This is a genomic window from Parasphingomonas puruogangriensis, assembly GCF_036663635.1.
Taxonomy (GTDB): domain Bacteria; phylum Pseudomonadota; class Alphaproteobacteria; order Sphingomonadales; family Sphingomonadaceae; genus Sphingomonas.
Genome location: NZ_JAXOJI010000003.1, coordinates 60,816 through 78,524 on the forward strand (window position 1 = coordinate 60,816; position 17,709 = coordinate 78,524).

16 protein-coding genes are annotated in these 17,709 nt (G+C 66.3%); 14 read left to right on the forward strand and 2 right to left on the reverse strand.

Going from position 1 to position 17,709, the window contains the following annotated elements; genetic code table 11:
- Positions 1-19 precede the first annotated feature (19 nt).
- The gene (locus U1739_RS08955) at positions 20-2,545 is read right to left on the reverse strand and encodes a TonB-dependent receptor (RefSeq protein WP_332706826.1); all 2,526 of its coding nucleotides are present in this window, start codon (positions 2,543-2,545) and stop codon (positions 20-22) included.
- A gap of 186 nt (positions 2,546-2,731) precedes the next feature.
- Between U1739_RS08955 and U1739_RS08960 the strand changes: the two genes are divergently transcribed.
- Genes U1739_RS08960 through U1739_RS08970 form a run of 3 tightly spaced genes read left to right on the forward strand, consistent with a single transcriptional unit; the run spans position 2,732 to position 6,241 of the window.
- Entirely contained in the window at positions 2,732-3,877 is a 1,146-nt protein-coding gene (locus tag U1739_RS08960) for a PepSY-associated TM helix domain-containing protein (protein ID WP_332706829.1), read from the forward strand.
- Positions 3,874-4,059: a hypothetical protein gene (locus U1739_RS08965; protein WP_332706832.1), complete on the forward strand. Its 186-nt coding sequence runs from the start codon at positions 3,874-3,876 to the stop codon at positions 4,057-4,059. The genes U1739_RS08960 and U1739_RS08965 overlap by 4 nt, the downstream gene beginning before the upstream one ends.
- 25 nt (positions 4,060-4,084) lie before the next feature.
- Positions 4,085-6,241 carry a TonB-dependent receptor gene (locus U1739_RS08970; RefSeq protein ID WP_332706835.1) on the forward strand — a complete coding sequence of 719 codons (2,157 nt, stop codon included), beginning with the start codon at positions 4,085-4,087 and terminating at the stop codon, positions 6,239-6,241.
- 125 nt (positions 6,242-6,366) lie between these two features.
- On the opposite strand, the gene U1739_RS08975 is transcribed toward U1739_RS08970, so the two are convergent.
- Entirely contained in the window at positions 6,367-7,380 is a 1,014-nt protein-coding gene (locus U1739_RS08975; RefSeq protein ID WP_332706837.1) for a flagellin N-terminal helical domain-containing protein, read from the reverse strand.
- 262 nt (positions 7,381-7,642) lie between these two features.
- On the opposite strand from U1739_RS08975, the gene U1739_RS08980 reads away from it, so the two are divergent.
- The 11 genes from U1739_RS08980 (at position 7,643) to fliN (ending at position 17,705) form a co-directional block, all read left to right on the forward strand.
- On the forward strand, positions 7,643-8,926 hold the full coding sequence (locus U1739_RS08980) for a sigma-54 interaction domain-containing protein (protein WP_332706840.1): 1,284 nt from the start codon (positions 7,643-7,645) through the stop codon (positions 8,924-8,926).
- The gene (gene fliE, locus U1739_RS08985) at positions 8,923-9,276 is read left to right on the forward strand and encodes a flagellar hook-basal body complex protein FliE (RefSeq protein ID WP_332706843.1); all 354 of its coding nucleotides are present in this window, start codon (positions 8,923-8,925) and stop codon (positions 9,274-9,276) included. Before U1739_RS08980 ends, fliE begins: the two co-directional genes overlap by 4 nt.
- A gap of 1 nt (position 9,277) precedes the next feature.
- Complete coding sequence (gene fliF / locus U1739_RS08990; protein ID WP_332706846.1) at positions 9,278-10,924, forward strand: flagellar basal-body MS-ring/collar protein FliF; 1,647 nt, start codon at positions 9,278-9,280, stop codon at positions 10,922-10,924.
- The gene (gene fliG / locus U1739_RS08995) at positions 10,921-11,940 is read left to right on the forward strand and encodes a flagellar motor switch protein FliG (RefSeq protein ID WP_332706849.1); all 1,020 of its coding nucleotides are present in this window, start codon (positions 10,921-10,923) and stop codon (positions 11,938-11,940) included. Before fliF ends, fliG begins: the two co-directional genes overlap by 4 nt.
- Positions 11,933-12,655, forward strand: a complete 723-nt coding sequence (locus U1739_RS09000; RefSeq protein WP_332706852.1) for a FliH/SctL family protein — start codon at positions 11,933-11,935, stop codon at positions 12,653-12,655. Before fliG ends, U1739_RS09000 begins: the two co-directional genes overlap by 8 nt.
- A gap of 154 nt (positions 12,656-12,809) precedes the next feature.
- On the forward strand, positions 12,810-14,138 hold the full coding sequence (locus tag U1739_RS09005; protein WP_332706855.1) for a FliI/YscN family ATPase: 1,329 nt from the start codon (positions 12,810-12,812) through the stop codon (positions 14,136-14,138).
- Positions 14,138-14,560, forward strand: coding sequence for a hypothetical protein (locus tag U1739_RS09010; protein ID WP_332706858.1), 423 nt, complete (start codon positions 14,138-14,140; stop codon positions 14,558-14,560). Before U1739_RS09005 ends, U1739_RS09010 begins: the two co-directional genes overlap by 1 nt.
- Positions 14,561-14,596: 36 nt before the next feature.
- Positions 14,597-15,835: a flagellar hook-length control protein FliK gene (locus U1739_RS09015; protein ID WP_332706861.1), complete on the forward strand. Its 1,239-nt coding sequence runs from the start codon at positions 14,597-14,599 to the stop codon at positions 15,833-15,835.
- 14 nt (positions 15,836-15,849) lie between these two features.
- Positions 15,850-16,455, forward strand: coding sequence for a flagellar basal body-associated FliL family protein (locus tag U1739_RS09020; RefSeq protein ID WP_332706864.1), 606 nt, complete (start codon positions 15,850-15,852; stop codon positions 16,453-16,455).
- A gap of 6 nt (positions 16,456-16,461) precedes the next feature.
- Positions 16,462-17,406 (forward strand): flagellar motor switch protein FliM, encoded by a 945-nt coding sequence (locus U1739_RS09025; RefSeq protein ID WP_332706867.1) that lies wholly within the window; start codon positions 16,462-16,464, stop codon positions 17,404-17,406.
- The gene (gene fliN / locus U1739_RS09030; protein WP_332706870.1) at positions 17,403-17,705 is read left to right on the forward strand and encodes a flagellar motor switch protein FliN; all 303 of its coding nucleotides are present in this window, start codon (positions 17,403-17,405) and stop codon (positions 17,703-17,705) included. The genes U1739_RS09025 and fliN overlap by 4 nt, the downstream gene beginning before the upstream one ends.
- Positions 17,706-17,709 lie beyond the last annotated feature (4 nt).

Sequence of the window (17,709 nt, forward strand, 5' to 3'; positions counted from 1 at the left end):
GGGATGCCCCGCTCCGTCGCTAGAAAAACAGCTTACGCACGCTCAACCTTACCGTCCGACCCAAGGGATCGATCGAGTCCGGCGCATAGGCCACCGGCGTTACGCCGCTGGCATCGGTCACGCGTTGCCGCGTATTGGCGATGTTATCGACCGACAGCGATACGCGCATGCCGCGCAGCCAGGGGTGATCCTTCACCCAGTCGCGACGTTGGCCGAGATCGGCGAACAACCGCAAATTGACCGTTGCGAGCGCACCGAAATTGAGCGTTTCGGGCGCGGCGAGCGTGCCGCCATTGACGTCGGTGGCGCTCATCCAATTGCCCGACAGCCGGGCGCCGAGGCCGTTATTGCTATAGCCGGCCTGCAGCTCGAGCTCGTGGCGCGATTGGCCGCCGCCGCTGCCGAGCGTGTCGCCCTTGAGCAGATCGAGCACCGGTCCGCCGTCGGCGACGGTGACCCGGTCGGTGAGATGCCAAGTATGGTAGAGCGCGAAGTTGAGGCGGCCGCCGCCACCGCCACCGCCACCGCGCCCACCACCGAATCCGCCACCGCCCCCGGGCCCGCCGGGCCCACCGCCGCCGCGCCGGCCCTCGCCAGGCTGCCGATCGCCGCCGCCGGCGCGTGCGCCATCCTCGCCCGGCGGGCGATCACCCGGCGCACCGTCGCCGCCCGGGCGTCCGGGGCGCTCCATGCCCTCAAACGGGTTGGGGCCGGTACCGGCGCGAAAGGCCTCGAGCTGCTTCTGGATCTTGGATTTGAGCGGTTGCGAGAAATTGACACCCCAGCGCAGTTGCGATCGATCGCTCTCGGCGAAGTTGATCGGGCGGGCGTCGATCTGCAGCAATTGCCCGGCCGGGTATTCCGCGGTCGGGGCACCACGCAGGAAGCGCTGCCGGAACGCCTTTTCGATCGCCGCGGTCGCGCCCGGAAACGACACGATCGGATCGTCGATTTTTGTCGCGGTATAATTGGCGGTAAAGGTGATGTCCTTCGCGCTCCACGGTTTCAAGGTGGCGCTAAGGCTTTTCACGTGGCGCGTATTGGCGTCGAGCAAGGGATTGCCGCCGCTGATCCGCGTGACGAGGGCGTTCTGGCCGGTGACGAAATCGAACACGCGCACATTGGGCGTCTCGATCCGCGGATCGCCAAGCTGCTGCGCGGTCGGCGCCTGTTCCTCGTCGGTGAACGAGGCGAGGATGCGCAGCGCGGGGATCGGCGTCCAGTTCAGGCCATAACCGATCGTGGTCAGCGTGCCGAAATCCGACAGCTGATCGAGCCCGAGATTGAAATTGGCCGACAGCGTGCCGATCGCGCCCAGCACGTCTTTCGAACGGCTGGTCAGTGGCACATCGACGTTCAATTGGCCGTTGACGATATCGCGCGATACGGCGCCGCGCTGCGTTACGCCGAAGCGATCCGCGCGGCTGTCGAAATCGCTGGTCGAGGCGCCGATGCGCACGCTGGTGGCGATTGCGCCGGCCGGCAGATCGAACGCGCTGCCGGCGAACAGCAGATCGACATTGCCGGTGCTGGAGATGGAGCGGCCACGATTGTCGAAGATGGTGGTTTCGGTATCGCGTTGCGCCTGATTGACGCTGGTCGATACGACGCGGTCGTAATTGCCGGTCAGCGACCAGCGCCATTTGCCGGCGTCGCCATTGAACGTAGTGCCGAGATGCGTGGTCCAGGACGAGGTGCGCTGTTCCAGCGCGGCGAGATCGACCGCGCCCAAAGTGACGGTCGGCAAGCCGTTAAGGCCCAAACCGTTGCTACGCTCTATACTGCCGTTGACCGTGGCGGCGACATTGCCGAACACGTTGCGCGCATACACCGCATTGGCGGAGAAGTTCTCGGCTTGCCCGAGCAAGGTACGATATGCGCGCTGATCGATGGTGCCGGTGCTGCTCAGCGGAATAGTGCGCTCGTCTTCGGTCAGCGCCGAACTACGCTGATATTCGCCGTGCAGCGTGAGGCGCGTGGCGGCCTGGATGTTGAGCAGGTCGAGCTTGCCGCCTGGCGTGTTGCGACCGCCGTCGGTTGCCTGCGCGTCGGTCAGTTCGGCCGCGACCGAGCGGAAGCGCCGGCGCAGAACGAAATTGACCACTTTCTGGTCGGCGCGATAGCCGAATTTCAGCGCCACTTCCTCGGGCAGCACATCGACGCGCAGGATCGCCTCGGTCGGGATGTCGCGGATTTCGCGGAAGCCGGAGATGCGGCGGCCGTTGAGCAACACCACCGGTGCACCGCCGCGTCCGCTGGTCGTTTGCGGGGCGAGTTCGGTCAGCAGATCGCCGATCGAGCTGACGCCGTAGGACCGGATATCGGCAGGGCTGAGGGTTTTTTCCGGCGTGATGTCACCGGGCACCGATCCCGGCGGGCGCTGGCCGGTGACGACGATCTCTTCGCCCAGATCCTCGGCCGCGCCAAGCTCCTGCGCGTCCGCAGCGGCGGCCGGCGCGGGGGTCGCGGGGGCGGCATCCTGCGCGGCGGCGAGAACGGGCCAGCCGGCCAAGATGGTGGCAATGGCGAGATGGGAAACGCGCAACGTAGGATGACCTTTCGATAGGATGAGCCATCGCTACGGCCCAATTGTCGCACAATTGTGCCAGCCCGGACCTTTCCGCAGCCTGTACCCGCAAATTTAGCAGCGCTCCATTGGGCTTGCCCCAAAGCGACCGGTGCGGTAGCGGCCGCTGATAATGCCTCGCAATACTATAATTCCCGGTCCGCGATGACGCGGCGCACGATCCGTGCCTGGTATCTCGTCCATAAATGGACGAGCATCGTGTGCACTGCCTTCCTGCTTATGCTGTGCGTCACCGGCCTGCCGCTGATTTTCCATGACGAGATCGATACGCTGACCGGCGCGCCGCAGCGTCTGGCCCCGGCCGCCGCGGGGGTGCCGTTGCGCTCGCTCGATTCGCTGCTGGCCAGCGCGCGCGCCGCTCGGCCGGGCGAAGTCGGGCTGTATATGAGTTTCGACGAGGATCGCCCGGTGGTGAACTTCACCACCGCGCCCAGGGCCGATGCCCCGGGCGAGCAGATGACGTTGCTGTCCTACGATCGGCGCACGGGCGCGTTGGTCGGAGCCGCGGCGGAATCCGACGGCGGCGTGATGCATTTCCTGCTGCAACTGCATACCGACATGTTCCTCGGGCTCGGCGGCATGCTGTTCCTGGGCGCGATGGGGCTGCTATTCTTCGTCGCGATCGTGTCCGGCGTGGTGCTGTACACGCCGTTCATGCGCAAGCTCGCGTTCGGCACGGTGCGCACGCGCCGCAGCACGCGCGTGAAGTGGCTCGATTATCATAATCTGCTCGGTATCGTCGCCTTGGCCTGGGCCAGTGTGGTCGGGCTGACCGGGGTGATCAACACACTGGCGACGCCGATCATTCAATTGTGGCAGGCGAACGATCTCGCCGCGATGACGGCGGCGTATAAAGACGCCGACATTCCGACGCGGCTCGGCTCGATCGACGCGGCGGTGGCCACCGCCCAGCGCGCCGCGCCGGGCAATCGCGTGCAATTCATGGCCTTTCCCGGCGTGCCCTATAGCAGCCGGCATCATTATGCCGTGTTCCTGCAAGGCGACACGCCGCTCACCAAGCGGCTGCTCACCCCGGCGCTGATCGATGTGGAGACCGGCGCGCTAACCGCCATCCAACCAATGCCGTGGTACGTCCAAGCCCTCTCGCTATCGCAGCCGCTGCATTTCGGCGATTATGGCGGGCTGCCGCTCAAGATCCTGTGGGCGATCCTGGATGCGTTCACCTGTGTGATCCTCGGCTCGGGCCTGTATCTGTGGCTTGGCAAGCGCCGCACTTCGCTCGACGCGCGCGTGCGCGAAGTCGAAAGCGGCGGCACGGTGCCGGCATGACCGCGGGCCGCCGGCAGTCGCTTGCCCGCATGTTCGCCTGGCCGATGGCGATCGCGCTCGCCAGCCTGGTCGGGCTGGTCAGCGCGCTGGCCGGCGACGGCATCGAGGATGTCGTGGCCTGGCTCGGCCTGGCGCTGCCGATCGCTGCCGTCGCCTGGGCGCTACGCGCGCGCCGTTCCTGAATTTTCTCCAACCAAGGACTACCCCGTGAAGAACAGTATCCGCCTCGCGCTTTCGGCTTCCGCCTTGTCGTTCGCCTTGCCAGCGTTCGCGCAGGACGCTGCGCCGAGCGACGACATCATCGTCATCGCGCAGCGCGACAATGCCACGGAGGTGACACGCGACGGGCAGGTCGGCGTGCTCGGCGACAAGCAAGCCGCCGACGTGCCGTTCAGCATCAAGAGCTACAATGCTGCCTTGATCCTCAACCAGCAACCGCAGACGCTGGGACAGGTGCTGGAGAACGATCCGTCGATCCGCACCACCTACGGCTTCGGCAACGCCGCCGAACAGTTCGTGATCCGCGGCTTCACGCTGTATGGCGACGATATCGGCCTTAACGGCCTGTACGGTATCACCCCGCGCCAGCTGATCGCGCCGCAGCTCTACCAGGAGGTGCAGGTGCTAAGCGGCGCGAGCGCGTTCCTCAATGGCGCCGCGCCCGGCGGCAGCGGCATCGGCGGCAGCGTCAACCTGATCCCCAAGCATGCGGGCGAGACGCCGCTGACGCGGCTCACCGCCAATTATAGCGGCACGAGCAATTTCGGCGGCAGCGCCGACATCTCGCGCCGCTTCGGCGCGGACGGTGCGTTCGGCGTGCGCATCAACGGCACCTATACGGCCGGCGACGTCGGTATCGACGACGAGTTCCGCCGCACCGCGGTAATCGGCGCGGGCTTCGACTGGCATAGCGACCGGGTGCGGCTCTCGCTCGATCTTGGCTACCAGCGCGTCCATATCGCCAATTTGCGCCCGAAAGTGACGGTCGGTGCGTTCATCCCCAAGGTGCCCAAGGCCGACGCCAATTACGGCCAGTCCTTTTCCTACACCACGCTCCGCGACATCTTCGGCACCGGCCGCATCGAATACGATCTGTCGGACAATGCGATGGTCTATGCCGCGTTCGGTGCGCGCGACGGGTCCGAACAGGGCATTTACGACGGCCTGACCGTGACCGACGCCGCCACCGGCGCGGCCAATGGCAATGCGCTGTACGTGCCGCGCACCGATAATAACGAAGCCGCGCAGGCCGGTATCCGCGTCAAGCTCGCTGCCGGCGGCCTCACGCAGGAGTTCAATTTCGGCGGTTCCTATTCGTGGCAGGTCAACCGTAACGCCTACGACTTCCTCTACGGCCCGGGCTTTGCGGGCTATACGACCAACCTGTACGACACCCCCAGCGTCGCGCTGCCGAGTTCGAGCCTGGTCGGCGGCGACCTTTCGGACCCGTTCCCGATCACGCGGACCAAGGTTGGCAGCGCGTTCGCGTCGGACACGTTGGGCCTGTTTGACGACCGGCTGCTGCTCACCGCCGGCCTGCGCCTGCAGAAGATCCAGACCACCGGCTATTCGATCGTCGATGGCGCGGTTGCCAGCGAGTTCGACACCGACGCGGTCACCCCGGTGCTCGGCCTGGTGGTCAAGCCGGTAGCGGGCGTGTCGTTCTACGCCAACCGCATCGAGGGCCTGATCCAGGGCGGGGTCGCGCCGGTCGGTACGGTCAATGCGGGCGAGATTTTCGCCGCGTTCCGCTCCAAGCAATATGAGGTCGGCGGCAAGCTCGCGCTCGGCCGCGTCAATGCCAGTCTCGCCGCGTTCCAGATCGACAGGCCCAGCGCGTACAGCATCGTCGATTCGGGCAGCGTTGCCGACGGCACCGCGCTGTACCGCTACGGCGTGTTCGGCGTGCAGCGCCACCGCGGCATCGAATTCAGCCTCGACGGCGAGATCACGCAGGGCCTGCGCGTGATCGGCGGCGCGTCGTACATCGACGCCAAGCTGCGCCGGACCGGCAATCCGCTTAGCGAGGGTAATACCGCGGTCGGCGTGCCCAAGTATCTCGCCAACGCCAATGTCGAGTGGGACATGGACTTCCTGCCCGGCGTCACGCTCACTGGCCGCGTGGTCTATACCGGCAAGCAGCAGGTCAACGTGGCCAACACGCTGCAGCTGCCGGACTGGACGCGCTTCGATCTTGGCGCGCGTTATGTCGTGGCGGTCGCCGACCAGCCGGTCACGCTGCGCCTGAGCGTCGATAACGTCGCCAACAAGCGCTATTGGGCCTCGGCCTTTGACGTGTTCGGCACCGCACTGCTGCAGGGCGCGCCGCGCACGTTCAAACTGTCTGCGTCGATCGATCTCTAACCGACAACGAAAGACCCCGGCAGCCGCTTGGCCGCCGGGGTCTCCATGCCCCTCCGTCGCGGAGAAGGAAGGGCCCGGTCGGCCCCCGCACCCATCGGGGGGCGGTGCCGGGGCCGTTCCGCTCCTTAACGTAGCAGCGAGAGCACGCTCTGCTGGCTCTGGTTGGCCTGGCTGAGCATCGCCGTGGAGGCCTGGGCCAGGATCTGCGCCTTGGCGAGGTTGGTCGTTTCGGCCGAGAAATCGGCGTCCTCGATGCGGCTGCGCGCGTCGGTCAGGTTCGTCACGTTCGAGGTCAGGTTGTTGACCACCGAGGCAAGACGGTTCTGGCTCGCACCGAGCCCGGCGCGGACCGTGTTGACGTCGGACAGCAGGCTATCCACCACGTCGAGCGCGGCATTGGCGCCAGCCTTGGTCGCGATCGACAGCGGCGCGGTCGTGCCCGACGCGGCGGTGCCGGTTGCCGCGGTGCCGACCTGGGCGGTGCCGACTTGTGCGGTATCGTCCGACGTATCGTTCGGCGTGCCACCGTCGCTGGCGGCGACATAATCACTCGACGCCGCAACGTAATCGGCGCTGGCCGGTGCATAATCAGCGCTTGCCGCAACGTAGTCCGCCGAACCCGAAATCGTGGTCAGATCGAGATTGCCGACCTTGATGTCGACCGTATCGCCCGAATTCGAACCAACCTGGATCGAAGTCGTTTTGCCGGCACCGTTTGCGGTGGTGTCGAACAGCTTGACGCCGTTGAACTCGGCATCCTGCAACGACGTCTTGATCTGCGAGGTCAGCTCGGTGACTTCGGCCTGCAGGTTCGCACGGTCGTCGTTCGAATAGGTATCCGAGGCCGACTGGACCGCCAGTTCGCGGATGCGCTGCATCATGTTGGTGACTTCGCTGAGCGAGCCTTCTGCGGTCTGGGCGAGGCTGATGCCGTCATTGGCGTTGCGCACGGCCTGGTTCATGCCCTTGATCTGCGAGGTCATCGACGATGCGATGGCCAGGCCGGCGGCGTCGTCCTTCGACGAATTGATGCGCTTGCCGGTCGACAGGCGTTCCATCGACGTCTGCAGCGCCTGGTTGGTTGAGGTGGATGCATTCGCTGCGCGCAGCGAACCGATGTTGGTTCCGATAACAGTCATGTCAAATCTCCAGATATGGACTTGACGATCCCCGCCGCCCCCTAGCGGAAGGCTGAGCCGTCAGCAGGGATAACGACCGTTGCGGGTCGAGCTTAAGCCGCTCCGGCGATCCGCGCGAAAAAAAGGCACCTAAAGCCCTCGCCAGTCGATGCGGGCGTCACAATCGAACATGATTGGAGACAATTCGACCCATATTGAATCATATTTAACGTGCTGTTTACCAACTGGCCCCCATTCACCCCTCACACGAAGGGGGAATACAATGCGTTCGATCGTCCCATCAGCAGCAGTTCTTCGTCAAAAATATGCGTTGGTGTCGTCGCTGCGCGCGCAGGGGTTCCCCATCCGCTCGTTCGAGGATGGCAAGCCGCAGTCCGGCGATCTGTTTCTCGTCGCCGAGGGCGAGGTGCCACCCGCCCCGGCGCGCACCGTGATCATCGGCGAGGGCGGCAGCTATGTCGCGCCGTCCCGCGACGGCAGCGCGGCGCGGATCGCCTTTACCGCCGACGACGCGGCGGTCGGCAACGGCTTCGTCCGCGCCCTGGTATCGGGCGCGCACGCCCCCACCGCCGCCGATCCGGAAAGCCTGGCGCTCTATGCGCTGGCCGAACGCGTCGCGGTGGCCGACATCACCGTGCTGATCAACGGCCCGACCGGCACCGGCAAGGAAGTGCTGGCGCGGCATATCCATGCGTCGTCCGATCGCCGCGACGGCCCGTTCATCGCGATCAATTGCGCCGCGCTGCCCGAGACCATGCTCGAGGCGTTGCTATTCGGCCATCAGAAGGGCGCGTTCACCGGCGCGTCGGTGGGCGGGGAAGGGTTTTTCCGCGCGGCCAATGGCGGCACCTTGCTGCTCGACGAGATCGCCGAACTGCCGCTGCAATTGCAGGCCAAACTGCTGCGCGCGTTGCAGGAACGCGAAGTCGTGCCGATCGGCGCCTCGACGCCGGAAAAGATCGACGTGCGCGTGATCGCCTGCGCCAACCGCGATCTGCAAAGCGAGGTGGCGGCCGGCCGGTTTCGCGCCGATCTATATTATCGCCTGTCCGTCTTCCCGCTCGCCACCACCTCGCTGAGCGAACGCCGCCAGGATATCCCTGCGCTCGCCGCAACGATGATCCTGCGCCATGCCGGCAATCGTGCGGTGGTGCCATGGCCGAACGCGGCTGCGGTCGCGGCGCTGGTGGCGCATGATTGGCCGGGCAATGTCCGCGAACTCGAGAATGTCATTCAGCGCGCCTTGCTGTTCTGCGGTGGCGATACGATCACCGCCGAGCATATCCTGTTCGATCGGCCGTCCGCGCCGCTTCACCAGATCGCCGCCAATGACCAGCCCGAGACGGCCAGGACATTGGGCAATATTGTGCAGATCCGCGAGTTCCAGGCGATCCGCGAAACGCTTGCGGCATGCGGCGGCAGCCGGATCGAGGCCGCCAAGCGACTGGGCATTTCCGAGCGTACACTACGCTACCGCCTCGCCAAAGCGCGCGAACAGGGCGATGACATCGCCCGGGCCGGCCAATATCAGGCGATCGGGGCATGAGCATCGGCGGCGTCGGGGCGCCGATGGGCGTCGATCGGGTGATGGCGCTGCGCGCGCAGATCTTGGAACGCAACGAGGCGCTGCAGCGCGCGAATGCCACGGCGGCCACGCCGGCCGCCGAGGCCAAGCCGGCGAGCTTCGCCGCGACGATGGAAGACGCGCTGAAAAGCGTGAACCAGGGCCAGCAACAGGCCGGCGATCTTTCCGCATCGTATGAACGCGGCGAGACGATCGACATCGCCAAGGTGATGCTGGCGCGCCAGCAGGCCAGCGTCGGCTTCGAGGCGACCTTGCAGGTCCGCAACAAACTCCTGTCCGCCTACAAGGACATCATGAGCATGCCGGTATAATATGAGCAACGCCCTCATCCCCTCGGGCATGCCCGAACGCTTCGCCAATCCGCTGCAGCAGGTGAGCGGCCTGTTCGCCCAACCCGCGGTGCGCCGCAGCCTGCCGATGATCCTGATGGTCGGCCTGCTCGCCGCCGCCGCACTCGCCTGGATGTCGTTCAGCACCGCGCCGCAGAAGGTGCTGTTCGCGAGCCTCGCCGATGCCGACAAGGCGTCGGTCACGCAGGCGCTCGAACAGGGCAATATCGTCTCCAAGATCGACGATGCCGGCGCGATCACGGTCGATGAAGACGATTACGCACGGGCCAAGATGCTGCTCGCCGGGCAGGGCCTGCCCAAGGCGACGCCGGGCGGCTATGCGATCCTCGATCAGCTGCCGATGGGCGTGTCCCGCGCGGTCGAAGGCGAACGCTTGCGCCAGGCGCGCGAGACCGAGATTGCGCGCTCGATCCAGGAAATCGACGCGGTGGCCGAGGCGCGCGTGCATCTCGCCACGCCTGAGGCGTCCGTGTTCATCCGCGACAATGCCGCGCCGTCGGCGTCGGTGATCCTCAAACTCCAGCCCGGCCGGTCGCTCAGCGAAGCCCAGGTCAGTTCGATCATCAATCTCGTCGCCTCGTCGGTGCCGAAGCTGAAATCCGATGCCGTGACGATCGTCGATCAGATGGGCGGCTTGCTGACCAAGGCAGCGGGCGAAAGCAGCCTGGGCGCGGCGGGCGACGAGCGTATCGCCTACCAGCGCCGCATCGAGGAGAAATATCGCGCGCAGGTCGTGCAATTGCTGACCCCGCTGGTCGGCGCGGGCAATTTCAGCACCGAAGTGCAGGCCGAGGTCGATCTCGACGAGACGCAGGCGACGCGCGAATCCTATGACAAGCAGGGCACGCTGCGCGCCGAACAGGGCAATTGGACCGGCAATCAGGCGGATAGCGCGCAACCCGGCGGTATCCCCGGGGCATTGTCCAACACGCCGCCCGCCGCATCGACGGTGACCGCGCCGAACCAGGCCGTCCCGGCGACGCCGGGGGCGACGGCCGCTACCGCACCGGGGGCGGCGGCACCGGCGGTCAAGCAGAGCGATCAATTCGCCCGTGCGTACGATCTCGGCAAGGAAGTGTCGGTCACGCGCGCCGCGCCGGGTGGGGTCAAGCGGCTGTCGGTCGCCGTGCTGCTGCGCGATATCGAGACGGCCAAGCCGCGCAGCGTGATGGAGATCCAGCAGATCACGCAATTGGTGCAGACCGCGGTCGGCTATACGCAAGGGCGTGGCGACCAGGTCACCGTGATCAGCCGCAAGTTCGCCGGCGCGGCCGAACTCGACAAGGGCCAGGCGTGGTACGACAATGCTTGGCTGCCGATCATCGCGCGCAACGTGACCGCGATCGTCATCGCCTTGCTGGTGCTGATGCTTGGCGTGCGGCCGCTGGCCAAGGCGCTGATGAAGAAGCGCGACGATGCCGGGCCGCGGCTTGCGCTCGGTCGCGAGATGGGCGGCACCGCGCCGGCCCAGCCCGGTCAGCCGGCAGTGGGCATCGAGCAGATTGCCGGTGCGCAGAGTTACGATGAGCGCATCGGCATGGTGCGCGGCTTCACGCGCGATAATCCGGCGCGCGCCGCGCTCGCCGTGCGCGACATGATCAAGTCATGAGCGCGCTCGCGACCCCGATGGCTCGTTCCTATACCGGCGTCGAGCGCGCCGCCGTGCTGATGATGCTGGTCGGCGAGGAGGAAGCCGCCGCGATCCTGCAGAAGCTTGATCCGGAAGAGGTTCGCCAGCTCGGCAAGGCGATGTTCGCGGTCGCCGATGTCAGCGAGGACGAGGTCGAGCATGTGCTCGACGATTTCGTCGGCCGTGCGCGCGAGCGCACCGGCATCACCTTCGATCCGCGGCCGCAGATCGAAGCGGTGATGCACCGCGCGCTGGGGCAGGAAAAGGCGCAGAGCGTGCTGTCACGCATCGTGCCGGCGGAGGATGCGTGCCAGATCGACCTGCTCGACTGGCTCGATGCGCCCGAGCTGGCCGGGATGATCGAGAAGGAGCATCCGCAGCTTGCCGCGGTGCTGATCGCCAATCTCGATCCGGTGGTCGGCGCGCAGGTGCTGGAATTGCTGCCGGACAGCGTACAGCCCGATATCCTGCACCGCATCGCCAAATTGGGCCCGATCACGCCCGAGGCGATTGAGACGCTGACCATCATGCTGGCCAAGCGCAGCGCCGCACCGCAGGCCTCGGCCGGCATGACCATGGGCGGGACGCGCGATGCCGCCAAGATCCTGTCGAGCGGTCGCAAGACGACCGAGCAGCGCGTGATGCCGAAACTGTTCAAGATCGACCGCGACGTCGCCAAGGCGATCGAGGAAGCGATGTTCGTGTTCGATAATCTGCTCGACCTCGACGACAAGAATCTCGGTACGCTGATCCGCAACATCGACAGCGACATTCTTACCCGGGCCCTAAAAGGGGTCGATGAAGCGGTGCGTGGGCGCTTCCTCGGTTGCATGTCGGCGCGCGCGGCGGACGGCATTCGCGACGAGATGGAAGCACGTGGTCCGATGAAGCTCAGCGAAGTGCTCGAGGCGCAGAAGGTGATCATCCAGACCGCGCGGAGCTTGGCCAAGGATGGCACGATCCAGATGGGCGCGAGCGAGGACGATTATGTCTAATTTTGCTGCCGGCTTTTCGGCCCGCCACGATGCCGCGGCGCGGATCCTGCACCAGGCGTTCGACCAGCCCAAGCCCGGCTTCGCCGCCTATGACGTGCGCGAGCGCGCGGCGCGCAGCGGGCCGGTCGGCTTCGCACCGCAAGCGTCCAATCCGAAGCATTTTGCGCCGGAAAATCCTGGTATTAACCCGACCGAGGGGTGGGATCCGTTCGACCCGCAGGCGGCGAGCTTCGTCGATCCGATCGCCACGGCGCATGCCGCCGGCTATGCCGAAGGCGTCGCCGCGGCGCTGGCCGAACGCAGCGGGGCGGCGGCGCGCGACGCGGCGTTGCTCGCGACGCTGGGCGCGGCGTTGCGCGCGGAGGATCGGCTCGATCGCGACAAGATGGCGCGGCAGTTGCGCCAGACGGTGTTGTTTCTGGTCACCAAGCTGGTCGGCGAGATCGGCGTGGCGGCGGAGCTGCTGGCGGGGCGGATCGAGACGGCCGCGGAGATGCTCGCCGACGCCGCGGAATCGGCCATGTTGCGCGTACACCCCGATGATGTCGCGCTGCTCGATGGCAAATTGCCGCGCGCGATCTTTGCGGTCGGCGATGCCGGCGTGGCGCGCGGCGCGTTCGTGCTCGAATCCGTCTCGACGATCGTCGAAGACGGGCCGGAATTGTGGCTCGAACAACTGGCGCAGGCGATCGACCGGGTGGCGGTGCCGTCGTGACGTCTCCCAACCCACAATCACGCTTCCCCGGCGAAGGCCGGGGCCCAGTCGTGATGTCCCAGGTTACGATGCGCAGCCCTCACATACTGCTGTCTCCCGACTGGGCCCCGGCCTTCCTCGGGGAAGCGGCTTTGGTTTCGGGAGTGGGGCACTCATGCTGAACCGCTTCACTGACGATTATCTGGAATCACTCGCCACCACCGGCTTTGCCCCGAAACCCAAAGTCTCCGGTCGCCTCGCCTCGTTTGACGGCCTGCTGATGGAGGCCGTCGGCCTGCAACTCCCGGTTGGCACCGTCTGCCAGGTTGGTTCGAAGGATGCTGGGGTCGAGGCCGAAGTGATCGGCTTCCGCAACGGGCGTACGCTGCTGATGAACCTGGGCGGGCCAGCTGCGTTGCTGCCGCAAGCGCCGGTGCGCCCGCTCGGGCCGCCGGGCGAAGCGGAGGTCGGCGCAGCGATGCTCGGACGCGTGGTCGATGGCGCGGGCAAGCCGATCGACGGGCTCGGCCCGATCCGCGGCGCCAAGCATTGGCCGATCGCCGGCAAGCTGCAATCGCCGCTCGATCGTGGCCGCGTGCTGCAGCCGATGGATGTCGGCGTGCGCGCGATCAACGGCTTGCTGACGATAGGCCAGGGGCAGCGCATCGGCATCATGGCCGGATCGGGCGTCGGCAAGTCGGTGCTGCTCGGCATGATCGTGCGCGCCGCGGAAGCCGACGTGATCGTCATCGGGCTGATCGGCGAACGCAGCCGCGAAGTGGCCGATTTCCTGGAGACCAAGGTCGCCGGGGCGGCGCGGCAGCGTTCCGTCGTCGTCGCCGTGCCGGCCAACCATTCGCCGGTGCTGCGCATTCGCGGTGCACTACGCACGCACGCCATTGCCGAGGCGTTTCGTGCCGAGGGCAAGAAGGTGTTGCTGATCATGGATTCGCTGACCCGCGTGGCGCATGCCGGGCGCGAGATCGGTCTCGCGCTGGGCGAGCCGGCGTCGGCGCGCGGCTATCCGCCGTCTGCCATCGCCATGTTGCCCAATCTGATCGAACGCGCCGGCACCGATGTGGCCAGCGGCGGATCGATCACGGCAATCTATACCGTGCTGGCGGATGGCGACGACGGCAACGATCCCGTCGTCGATTCGGCGCGCTCGATCCTCGACGGGCATATCGTGCTGAGCCGCCAGTTGGCGGAACGTGGCGTGTATCCGGCGATCGATCTCGGCCCCTCGGTCAGCCGCGTGATGACCGATATTGCCGAGCGTCCGCATATCCTCGCCGCGCGCGTGCTGCGTCGCCATCTCGCGACCTATGAGGAAAATCGCGATCTCGTGCTGATGGGCGCCTACCGCCCCGGCGCCGATGCGGCGATCGACGCGGCGATCGCCTGCCACGGCGCGGTGATGGAATATATCAAGCAGGATCCCGACGAGATGGTCTCGCTGCCCGATGCGGTCGCCGAACTGGTCGGCGTGTTCGGCGCAGCCTGATGGCGCTGGCCAAGGCCAAGCTCGACCGCATCCTGAAAGTGCGTACGCTGCAATTGGGATTGGTGCGCGCCGAGGAAGCGCGCGCCAATGAACGCTTCGCGGGCGAAGTGAATTTGCGCAACCGCATCGCGCAGCTGACACAGGATATCGCACCCACGGCGTCGACCGGGCAGGGCCTGTCGCTGATCGCCGCGGCGCACTTCCGCGATCGGCTGCAGCAATCGGCGGAAGCCGCCGATGGCCGCATGCGCGCGGCCGAACATGTCGCTGCGCTAGCGGCGGAAAAAACGCGCGAAGCCAAACGTGATCAAAGCGCGATCGAGAAACTGCTCGCGCGGGCGCAAGCGGATGCCGCGTTGCGCGCGATCCGCACGCTTGAGGCGGCCCCGCCTTCGCGCAAAATTCGGCATGATCCTTGCTGAAACGCGGAAGGGCGGGTTTCGCCACGGGGTTTCTGCATGATCGACGCTGCCACATCCGTTTCGTCATCACCGCCCGCGCGTGCGCCTGCGCGCGCGCTGCGTGACGCTGCGAACGACTTCAGGACGACGCTGGATACGGTTGCCGAAAAGCGGGATGTTGCCCGACGGCTGACCGAACGCGCGAAGCAGCACGATGGATCGTCAACGCCCGAGCCGAATACAGCAGATACCGACATCGCCGATCCCCGTACCTGCGGCACGCCGGGGCGGGGCAAGGGGCAGGGGATTGCCGGTGCCGGCAAGACCTTGCCTGGCAAGGTGGCGGATGACGAAGAGGCCAAGGATCCGATCTGGCTGCCGATCGGCGTCATTACGCCACCGACAAATTCGGCGACATGCCCGCTGGCGCTGCCGCGATTGGGTGGTGGGGTTACGCCCGTCGCTGCGGAAAGCACGCTTACGTCGCCAGGCGCCCCCCCGGCGGTGGCCGGGCCTCAACTGAATGGAGTTATTGCAGGTGCCACGACGTCACCGGACTGGGCCCCCGCCTTCGCCGGGGAGGCGTCGTTAGCGGATCCGGGAGAAGGCTTGGCTTCCCCCCTTGCCGATCCAATCTCTAAGGGCGGCATCGTCCTGCCTGCCGAGCTGGCGCTGGTGAAAGCAGGCCTTCCGGTGCGCATCGATGCGCCGATGCCGGCCGCGCCTTGGGCGGCGCAACACCCCGCAACCCAGCCCGCAGGCCAGGCCTTCGCCGCCGCCATCGCCGCGGCCGTGCACGCCCAGCCACGCGGCGACGAGCGAGAGCCGACCGATGCGCCTGCCCAACTTACCGTCGCCAGCGTAGCGCTGCACGCGCCTGCCATCGCCGCCACCGGCGAGGCCAAACAAAGCGCGCTCGATCTCAACCAGGATAGCGGCCTGCAAGGTATGATTGATCATATCGAAGTGCTGCGCGACGACGCCGATGCGCGCGATACGCGCATCCGGCTCGTCCCGGATGCGCTTGGCGCAGTCGAGGTGTCGGTGCGCAAGGAGGGCGATCGCGTCCATGTCCACTTCACCGCCGAGCATGCCGCCAGCGCACGACTGCTGAGCGAGGCGCAGCCGCGGCTCGCCGATCTCGCCGACGCACGCGGCGTGAAGCTCGGCCAGACCAGCGTCGACAGCGGCGCCGGCAATGCCCGCCAGCAACCGTCGTCCACCATCCACGACGTCGCACCGATCGCTGCCAGCGTCGAACCGACGGCCATCATCACCGACACCCGAATCGCCTGACGGAGGACTGACCCATGAGTGAATTGATCGACACCGCCGCCACCCCAACGACCAAAAAAAGCGGTTGGATGAAAAAAACATTGGTCGCGATCGGCGCGCTGGTGCTGGTCGGCGGGGGCGTCGCCGGCGGCCTGTACGCCAGCGGTTACATGCCCGGCGGCGGCGCCGCGCATGTTGCGGAAGCCGCGGGCCCCAAGCTCGTGCCCAAGGCCGAACAGAAAAGGTTTACCGCCGGCGGCGAAGGTGGCGAGGGCGGTGGCGAAGCTGGCTCGGCCCCGCCGGCGGGCGCCGGCGGCGACAAATATGCCTCCAATTACTATGCCATGGAGAAGGAGTTCACCTCCAATCTGCAGGACAGCGTGCATTTCGTGCAGGTCGGCCTGGCCCTGTCCACACCGTATGACGACACCGTCATCGACAATGTGAAAACCAATGAGATCGCCGTCCGCTCGGCGATCCTGATGACGCTCAGCGACACCAGCGAGGAGCAGGTGTTCAGCACCGAGGGCAAGGTGCAATTGCAGAAGCGCCTGGCCCAGGCGATCAACACCGTGCTCAAGGAAAAGGAAGGCTTTGGCGGCGTTGGTAACGTCTACTTTACCAATTTTGTTGTTCAGTGACCATCGATGGTTAACGCAGCATCAACCACGGCATCGGCCGACCGGCGGGAACGCCCCCGACAGCCAGCGGCGCACGTGTCGCTGGGGGTGCAGAATCTCAATCCGTTCGGCGATCTGCACACGTTGCAGCATCTCTCCGCGCGGCTCGCGCGGGGAATGCGCGGCGTGTTCGAACCGTTGCTGCGCCGGGAAGTTCGCGCCTTTGCCGAGCCGTTGGTGGTGCAGCGTTTCGCCGATTATCGCGCCGAGCGCGCCGACGGGCTGACCGCCTGGTTGCCACTGATCATGACGCCCACGGGCGGTCAGGCGCTGGCAATCTTCGACGGGCGCTTCGTGATGGAATTGCTCGATCTGTATTTCGGCGGCACCGGCGCCACGCCGACCGAGCTGCCAGCGGAATTTACTCCGGCCGCCGAAGCGATCGTGGCCAAGCTCGGCACGTTGCTCGCAGGACCGCTCAGTGCGGCGTGGGAGCCGCTCAGCCGGATCGCGTTCGTGCCGGCGCATGTCGAATCCAACCCGGCCCTGATCCAAGGGCTGGACGGTGACGACGCCGTTGTCGTCACGCGTTTCGGCATCGCTGCCGGCACGGCCAAGCCCGTGTTCGTCGATATCCTCTATCCCGTCGCGGCGCTGAAACCGCACACGCCCTCCTTGATCGGCAAGGTCCACGCCAAGACCGCGGCGCCTGATCCGGCCTGGCGCAACAGCCTTACGCGTCGCGTGATGGGGGTGAAGTTCCCTGTCCGCTCGGTGCTGGCCGAACCGATGGTCGCGCTCTCCGTGCTGATGGAGCTGAAGGCCGGCGACATCATCCCGATCAGCTTCGGCGCCGAAGTGCCGGTGATGGTCGGCGGCGATTGCCTCGGCCTCGGCACGGTCGGCACGTCCAACGGTAAGGCCGCGATCCGGCTCAATTCGATCACCCGTGAACTCGAGGAATATTCATGACCGACATGTCCGGCGCCTTTCCGGTCGATGCGCAAATCGCACCGGGTCTCGCCGCCAATTTCCGGCTGTTGCAGGATGTCGACGTCAAGCTGACGGTCGAGATCGGCTCGACCCAACTGACGTTGCGCGAACTGCTGGCGCTGGGCGAAAGCTCGGTGATCGAGCTCGATCGCCAGGCCAACGAACTGCTCGACGTGTTCGTCAACGGGACGCTGATCGGGCGTGGCGAAGTCGTCACGGTCGGCGATCGCTTCGGCGTGCGCATGACCGAATTGGTCACGCCCGAGAAGCGGGTCTGATCGA